Consider the following 6,790-nt stretch of genomic DNA (forward strand, 5'->3'; position numbering starts at 1 on the left):
CGATCGCCTTCCGCTACCCGCGCGGCGACGGCCTCGGCGTCGAGCTGCCCGAACGCGGCACCCCGCTCGAGATCGGCCGCGGCCGCGTGCTGCGCGAGGGCAAGACCGTCGCGCTGCTGAGCTTCGGTACCCGCCTCGGCGAAGTCCTCGCCGCGGCCGAGAAGCTCTCCGCCTACGGCCTCACCCCTACCATCGCCGACGCCCGCTTCATGAAGCCGCTCGACCAGGCCCTGATCGCCCGGCTCGCCCGCGAGCACGAACTGCTCGTGACGGTCGAGGAGAACGGCATCGGCGGTTTCGGCAGCCACGTGGCGACCTTCCTCGCCAGCAACGGCCTGCTCGACGGCAAGCTGAAGTTCCGTCCGCTGATGATCCCCGACCAGTTCACCGAGCAGGCCGGCGTCAACGACATGTACGCCGCCGCCGGCCTCGACCGCGCCGGCATCGTGGCGACCGTGCTCACGACGCTCGACATCGCCACCGCAACGGCAGCCAAGTCCACCAAGGCCTAGCTCCGCCGTTCACGGGGGAGGGCCATCGCATTTGAGCGTTGAAGGTGGTCGGGACCGCCTTCTCCCCTTGCGGGAGAAGGTGCCCGAAGGGCGGATGGGGGGTTTCTTGCCGGGGGTGAAGCCGCTGGAGCGGGCGGCCACACGCTCCACTTTGCCGCTCACCCCGGTGTCATCCCCGCGAAAGCGGGGATCTCTGTTTTGGCGGCCACCGCAATCAGAGGCTCCCGCTTTCGCGGGAATGACCCGGTAGGGAGGCAACAGACTACCCTCCATACATCGTGTGTTGGACAGTCTTCAGCGCAACCCCGCCCGCGAGAATCAGCTACCACCCTCGCCATGCAGCTCGGCATAGACATGGGCGAGGCGCAGGGCGGCACCGCGGCCCTGCTCGATCTCGAGGAACTCCTGGCCACCCGCCTATTGGTGCAGGGCAATTCCGGCTCGGGCAAGTCGCACCTGCTGCGTCGCCTGCTCGAGCAGAGCGCGCCCCACGTCCAGCAGTGCATCATCGATCCCGAGGGTGATTTCGTCACCCTCGCCGATCGGTTCGGCCACCTCGTGGTCGAGGCCGACCGGACCGAGGCGGAGCTGACCCGCATCGCCGGCCGCGTCCGCCAGCACCGCGTCTCGGTGGTGCTCGATCTCGAGGGCCTCGACGTCGAGCAGCAGATGCGGGCCGCCGCCGCCTTCCTCGGCGGCATGTTCGACGCGGATCGGGACTACTGGTATCCCGTCCTCGTCGTCGTCGACGAGGCGCAGCTCTTCGCCCCCGCCGTCGCCGGCGAGGTCTCCGACGAGGCGCGCAAGCTCTCCCTCGGCGCCATGACCAACCTGATGTGCCGCGGGCGCAAGCGCGGCCTCGCCGGCGTCATCGCTACGCAGCGGCTGGCTAAGCTCGCCAAGAACGTCGCCGCCGAGGCCAGCAATTTCCTGATGGGCCGCACCTTTCTCGACATCGACATGGCGCGCGCCGCCGACCTGCTGGGCATGGACCGGCGCCAGTCGGAAATGTTCCGCGACCTCGGCCGCGGGCACTTCGTCGCCCTCGGGCCGGCCCTCTCGCGCCGGCCGCTGCCGGTCAGGATCGGTCCCGTCGAGACCGCGGCCCGCTCGACCAGCCCCAGGCTGCTGCCGCTGCCGGTCGCGGCCGAGGACCCGGCCGGGCTGATCTTTGCCCGCGACCCCGAGGAGCAGCGGCCGCCGCGCCGTCCCCCGCCGCGCCCGCTGCCGGTGCCGACCGCCGAGCTGCTCGCCCGGGCCTCCCGGCCCGCTCCGCAGCTCGCCGCGCCAGCTTCCCCCGCGCACGAGGCCGACACCGCCGATCACGACGCGACGATCGACTCGGTGCTGCGTGACATGCTCGAGGACCCCGACTCGGCGTTCCGTTCTGTGGCGGTGCTGTACCAGGATTTCCTCGTGCGCTGCCGCATCCGCCGGGTGCGCGGCGAGGCGCTGGCATTGCCCGCCTTCCGGCGCCGGCTGGCCGTGGTACGGGCCGGCGTCGGCTCGGACATCGCCGATTCGGCGGCCTGGCAGCAGGCCCTGGAGCTCTCCCGGTCGCTGGCCGAGGAGGTGCAGGGGGTGTTCCTGGTCGTCGCCCAGGCGAGCCTCGCCCGCGACCCCTGCCCTTCCGATGCCATGCTGGCCCGCGCCTACGGCACGCACTCGACCGGCCGCGCCCGTCGTGTGCTCGCCTATTTCGAGGAGCGCGGCCTCATCGTGCTGAGGACCGACCACAAGGGGCGCCGCATCGCGGCCTTCCCCGATCTGGGCACCGAAACCGCCGCCGGCGCTCCGGACGCGCCCGACACGGCCGTGCCGCGCAGCGCGGCGGAATAGGCGTCAGCCGGTTTCCTCGAGGAAGCGGACTGCCCCGATATGCGGCAGGTTGCGGTTGCGCTGCGCATAGTCGATGCCGTAGCCGACCACGAACGTGTCGGGGATTTCGAAGCCGATCCAGCGCGCCTTGACGTCGACCTCGCGGCGCGACGGCTTGTCGAGCAGGGCGCACACCTCGATCCGGCCCGGATGGCGCGTCCCGAGGATCTCGAGCACGTGCTTGAGCGTATGGCCGGTGTCGACGATGTCCTCGACCAGCAGCACGTCGCGGCCCTCGATCTCCCCCCTGAGGTCCTTGAGGATGCGCACTTCGCGGCTCGATTCGGTCGAATTCCCGTAGGACGACACCTCGAGGAAATCCACCTCGACCGGTAGGTCGAGTTCGCGCACCAGGTCGGCGATGAACACGAAGGAGCCGCGCAGCAGGCCCACCACCACCAGCTTGTCGGTCCCCTTGTAGAACCCCGAGATCTCGCGGGCGAGCGACTCGACCCGCGCCGCGATTGCCTTGGCCGAAATCAGTTCCTCGATCACGTATCGTGCCGTCATGGTGCCCCCGCGAACAGCGCTGCTGCGCGCCGTCTCCGGTACCCTTACCGGTGCCGGGCTGGCAAGCGAAACCGCGTGCCGGCCTAGCTGTCCCGGATCGCCCCGCGCATCCGGCGGATCGCCCGCCTGACCCGCGTCCTCAGCACCCTGTAACGGCCGAACGGCCACCCGGCCGTCGTCCCGATCGAGGCGGCTGGCTCAGCGGCGAGGCGCTCGAGCAGACGGACGAAGGGATCTGCCTGCGTCCTCGCGAGCTTGGCCTCGAGCCAGGCCGGCAAGGGTTTCTGCCGCCAGGCCAGATACGCCGCGTACTGCTCCGGATCGGCCAGCAGCCTCTGCAGGTAGGCGGCGAGGCCGGCCGGCCCCCCGTGCGCCTCGGCATCGACATAGGAGTGCTCGGGCACGAACTCCCGGGCGTTGGGCGCGCCGCGGTAGACCGGGACCGTTCCGGCCAGCAGCGGCTCGAACAGCTTTTCGGTGACGTAGTCGGGCGCGATGGAGTTCTCGAGGCCCAGGCAGAAATGGTAGCCGCGGATGGTCTCGAGCTTGGTCTCGGGGCCGCGGTCGGGGACGCTGAGCTGCCGGTTGTTCAGCAGCCGGCCGAAGGAATCGACCGCGATATGCCGCATCAGCTCGGCCGCGAAGGCATTGCGACCGCTCTTGTCGTTCCGCGCCGACAGCAGCATCACCACCGGCGCCGCCTCGTCGTGGACCGGCAGCCGTGCCGTCCGCGCCGCCTGCCAGCGTTCGGTCGACGGCAGGTAGGGCGTCCAGATGTCCGCCTCCTGCTCATAGGTCATCCGCAGCTCGAAGTGCCGCAGGAAGCGCGGCTCGGCCAGCTGCAGGTAGTTGACCCTGCTCTCCATCGACCAGGCCACCCATTTCTGTCCGGGGAATTTCGGGGTGTCCTCCGGCAGCGACCGGCGCCAGTCGGGAATGTGGAAGACCACGGCATCGGCTTCCCCGATGCGGGCCGGGTCGGTGGTGAAATGATCGACGATCTGCGCCGGCACCAGCTCAAGTGGCGAGCGGCCGAAGAACCCGGTCCGGAACAGGATCAACGGCCGCCTGATGGTCATCGTCGACGGCCCCTGCGGACTGGTCTTGTGCGGCCGGACCATACGCGTCCGGGCCGGGGCGGCGCAACGGCCGGCAACGCGTCGCCGCCGATTCCGGCTGTGCAGCCGCCGCGGCTGCGATACTACTGAGTTCGTGCATCGATCCGGGGAGGGGGCGGTGGCGCGTGAGGAGTATGACCACATCGTCATCGGAGGCGGCGCGTCCGGCTGCGTTGCCGCGGCGCGGCTGGTCAGCGACGGCAATCGCCGCGTGCTGGTGCTCGAGGCGGGCTACTCGCACCATCATCCGCTGCTCGACATGCCCCCCGGCATCTTCAAGCTGATCAACGGCTCGAAGTACATGACCTATCACCACACGACGCCGCAGGAGCACCTGCACGGCCGCGTGCACGACATCCCGCAGGGCAATGTGCTGGGCGGCGGCTCGTCGGTGAATGCGCAGGTCTACATGCGCGGTCGTCCCTCCGACTACGACGCGTGGGACGATATCCTGCGCGGCAACAATGACGGGGCCCGCTGGAACTGGCCCACCGTCCTCGCCCACTTCCGCCGCATCGAGGGCAACAACCGGCTGTCGAATGACCTGCACGGCACCGACGGCCCGCTGCTCGTCTCCGATCCGGGGCACATCGACGATGTGTCGCGCTGGTTCGTGCAGACCGTGCAGGAGATGGGCGAGCCGCTGACCAGTGACTTCAACGGCCCCACCCAGCGTGGTGTCGGCTTCTACCAGTTCACCAATCGGCGCGGCAGGCGCTCGAGCGCCGCCTACGCCTTCATCGAGCCGCTGAAGGCCGATCCGCGGCTGACGGTGAAGCTGCGCGCCGCGGTCCGGCGCATCGATGTCGAGAACGGCAGGGCGGCGAGCGTCACCTACCGCGACGCCTCGGGCGCCGAACGGACCGCCTTTGCGCGCGGCGACATCATCGTTGCGGCCGGCGCCCTGGTGACCCCCAAGCTCCTCATGCTGTCCGGCATCGGCCCGGCGGCGCAGCTCCGCGCGCACGGCATCGCCGTCCTCGCCGATCTGCCCGGCGTCGGACAGAACTTCATCGACCACCCCGAAGTGCCGGTGATCTCGCTGGCCAACGGCCCCTATGGCTACTACCGGCAGGGCGTCGGCTGGCGCATGCTGAGGAACGGCCTCAACTTCAAGCTCTTCGGCAACGGCCCGATCCTGTCGACCGGCTTCGAGGCCGGCGCCTTCATCAACCCGCTCGACCGCGACGGCGTCCCCTCCATCCAGGCCTTCTGCGTCCCCATCGTCTATCTCGACCGCGACCTGCTGAAGGTCTTCGACGATGATTACGGGGTCACCATCACCACCGTGCTGGTGAAGCCGAAGTCGCGCGGCACGGTCGAGCTGCGGTCTGCCGATCCGGACGCCATGCCGCTGGTCTCGCCCAACCTGCTCAAGCATCCCGAGGACATGCAGATCATGGTCGCGGGGCAGCGCTTCTTCCGTGAGGCCCTGCAGACCGGCCCGCTCGGCCGGCGGATCAGCAGGATCATTGCGCCGGAAGGCCCGGACCTCGGCGACGCGGCCATGGCCGAGCATTGCCGCCGTTTCGTCAAGACCAACTACCATCCGGCCAGCACGGCGCGGATGGGAGCCGACGGCGACCCGATGGCGGTACTCGATGCCCGCATGCGGGTGCGCGGCATCGACAACCTGCGCGTCGCCGACATGTCGGCAGTGCCCGACATCAATGCCGGCAACACCAACGCTCCGGCCATGATGCTCGGCGATCGCTGCGCCGACTTCGTGCTGGGGCGCGACCGCCGCGGCGCCGACGAGAACCAGCCAGGTCACAGGGAGCAACACGCATGATTCTGCAGCGTTTTCGCATCGACGGCAAGGTGGCGCTGGTCACCGGCAGTACCCGCGGCATCGGCCTGGGCATCGCCGAGGCGCTGGCCGAGGCCGGCGCCCGCGTCGTGCTGTCATCGAAGGTTCCGAAGCCCGAAGTGGTCGAGCGGCTGCGGGCGGCGGGCCATGCCGTCGACTACGTCCAGGCCGACCTGCAGGACCCGGCGGCGCCGGAGCGTCTCGTCAACGACGTGCTGGAGCGCTTCGGCCGGATCGACATCCTCGTCAACAATGCCGGGGTTGCCGGCCACGGCGACACGGTGAGCTTTCCGGACGAGGACTATCGCCGCATCATGGACATCAACCTCGATGCGGTCTATCGCGCCTCGCGCGCCGCCATCGCCGCCATGCGGCGCCAGGGCGGCGGCATCATCCTCAACATCGGCTCGATCTCGGGCGTCGTCTCCAACATCCCGCAGCGCCAGGTCGCTTACAACACCTCCAAGGGCGCCGTGCACATGCTGACGCGCAGCCTCGCCAGCGACTACGTCGAGGACAACATCCGGGTCAACGCCATCGCCCCCGGATACATCGAGACGGAAATGACCTCGCCCCATCTCGACGGCGAGGAGTGGGGCCCGACCTGGCGGCGGATGACGCCGATGGGACGCGGCGGCACCATCGAGGACGTCGCCGCGGCGGCGCTCTACCTGTGCTCGCCCGCCTCCGCCTACGTCACCGGCGAGGTCCTCATGGTCGACGGCGGCTACACCATCCGCTGAGACCCGCCTGTCCCGGCCCGTGCCGCAACCGCCGTTCAGCAAGGTGACGGAAGCGTGGCGCCGCTCAGCCGGCTCCGCTCAGTCCTGCTCGTCCTCGCGCGGCGCCGATGCCATGCCGAGCGCCGTCATGTAGAGCTCCAGCAGCGCTTCCTGTTCCAGGCGTTCGTTGTGGTCCTGCTTGCGGATCGACACGATCTTGCGCAGCACCTTGGTGTCGAA

The 6,790-nt window shown here is 69.6% G+C and carries 7 protein-coding genes; 4 read left to right on the forward strand and 3 right to left on the reverse strand.

What is annotated here, in order from left to right; translation table 11 throughout:
• Together ACE3TU_RS16800 and ACE3TU_RS16805 are read left to right on the forward strand one after the other, a co-directional pair.
• Positions 1 to 512 (forward strand): transketolase C-terminal domain-containing protein (locus tag ACE3TU_RS16800; RefSeq protein WP_374626243.1); only part of this gene is annotated, 512 nt, incomplete at its 5' end.
• Between the two features lie 336 nt (positions 513 to 848).
• The gene (locus ACE3TU_RS16805; RefSeq protein WP_374626244.1) at positions 849 to 2,351 is read left to right on the forward strand and encodes a helicase HerA domain-containing protein; all 1,503 of its coding nucleotides are present in this window, start codon (positions 849 to 851) and stop codon (positions 2,349 to 2,351) included.
• Between the two features lie 3 nt (positions 2,352 to 2,354).
• Here ACE3TU_RS16805 and hpt read toward each other — a convergent pair whose 3' ends face one another.
• Entirely contained in the window at positions 2,355 to 2,900 is a 546-nt protein-coding gene (gene hpt, locus ACE3TU_RS16810; protein WP_374626245.1) for a hypoxanthine phosphoribosyltransferase, read from the reverse strand.
• Between the two features lie 83 nt (positions 2,901 to 2,983).
• Positions 2,984 to 3,979, reverse strand: a complete 996-nt coding sequence (locus tag ACE3TU_RS16815) for a glycosyltransferase family 10 domain-containing protein (protein WP_374626247.1) — start codon at positions 3,977 to 3,979, stop codon at positions 2,984 to 2,986.
• A gap of 157 nt (positions 3,980 to 4,136) precedes the next feature.
• Here ACE3TU_RS16815 and ACE3TU_RS16820 point away from each other — a divergent pair, with 157 nt between their 5' ends.
• Positions 4,137 to 5,810 carry a GMC family oxidoreductase gene (locus ACE3TU_RS16820; protein WP_374626249.1) on the forward strand — a complete coding sequence of 558 codons (1,674 nt, stop codon included), beginning with the start codon at positions 4,137 to 4,139 and terminating at the stop codon, positions 5,808 to 5,810.
• Positions 5,807 to 6,571: an SDR family NAD(P)-dependent oxidoreductase gene (locus ACE3TU_RS16825; protein ID WP_374626250.1), complete on the forward strand. Its 765-nt coding sequence runs from the start codon at positions 5,807 to 5,809 to the stop codon at positions 6,569 to 6,571. The genes ACE3TU_RS16820 and ACE3TU_RS16825 overlap by 4 nt, the downstream gene beginning before the upstream one ends.
• A 78-nt stretch (positions 6,572 to 6,649) precedes the next feature.
• Here the strand turns inward: ACE3TU_RS16825 and ACE3TU_RS16830 are convergent.
• Positions 6,650 to 6,790: DUF2312 domain-containing protein (locus ACE3TU_RS16830; protein ID WP_374626252.1), on the reverse strand; the 141-nt coding region annotated here is incomplete at its 5' end.

The organism is Devosia sp. (assembly GCF_041917035.1).
GTDB lineage: Bacteria > Pseudomonadota > Alphaproteobacteria > Rhizobiales > Devosiaceae > Devosia_A.

What these genes read in the sequence shown, in the direction of transcription:
- hpt (WP_374626245.1), bottom strand. Translation starts at nt 2,900, where the DNA reads ATGACGGCACGATACGTGATCGAGGAACTGATTTCGGCCAAGGCAATC.
- ACE3TU_RS16825 (WP_374626250.1), top strand. Translation starts at nt 5,807, where the DNA reads ATGATTCTGCAGCGTTTTCGCATCGACGGCAAGGTGGCGCTGGTCACC.
- ACE3TU_RS16805 (WP_374626244.1), top strand. Translation starts at nt 849, where the DNA reads ATGCAGCTCGGCATAGACATGGGCGAGGCGCAGGGCGGCACCGCGGCC.
- ACE3TU_RS16815 (WP_374626247.1), bottom strand. Translation starts at nt 3,979, where the DNA reads ATGACCATCAGGCGGCCGTTGATCCTGTTCCGGACCGGGTTCTTCGGC.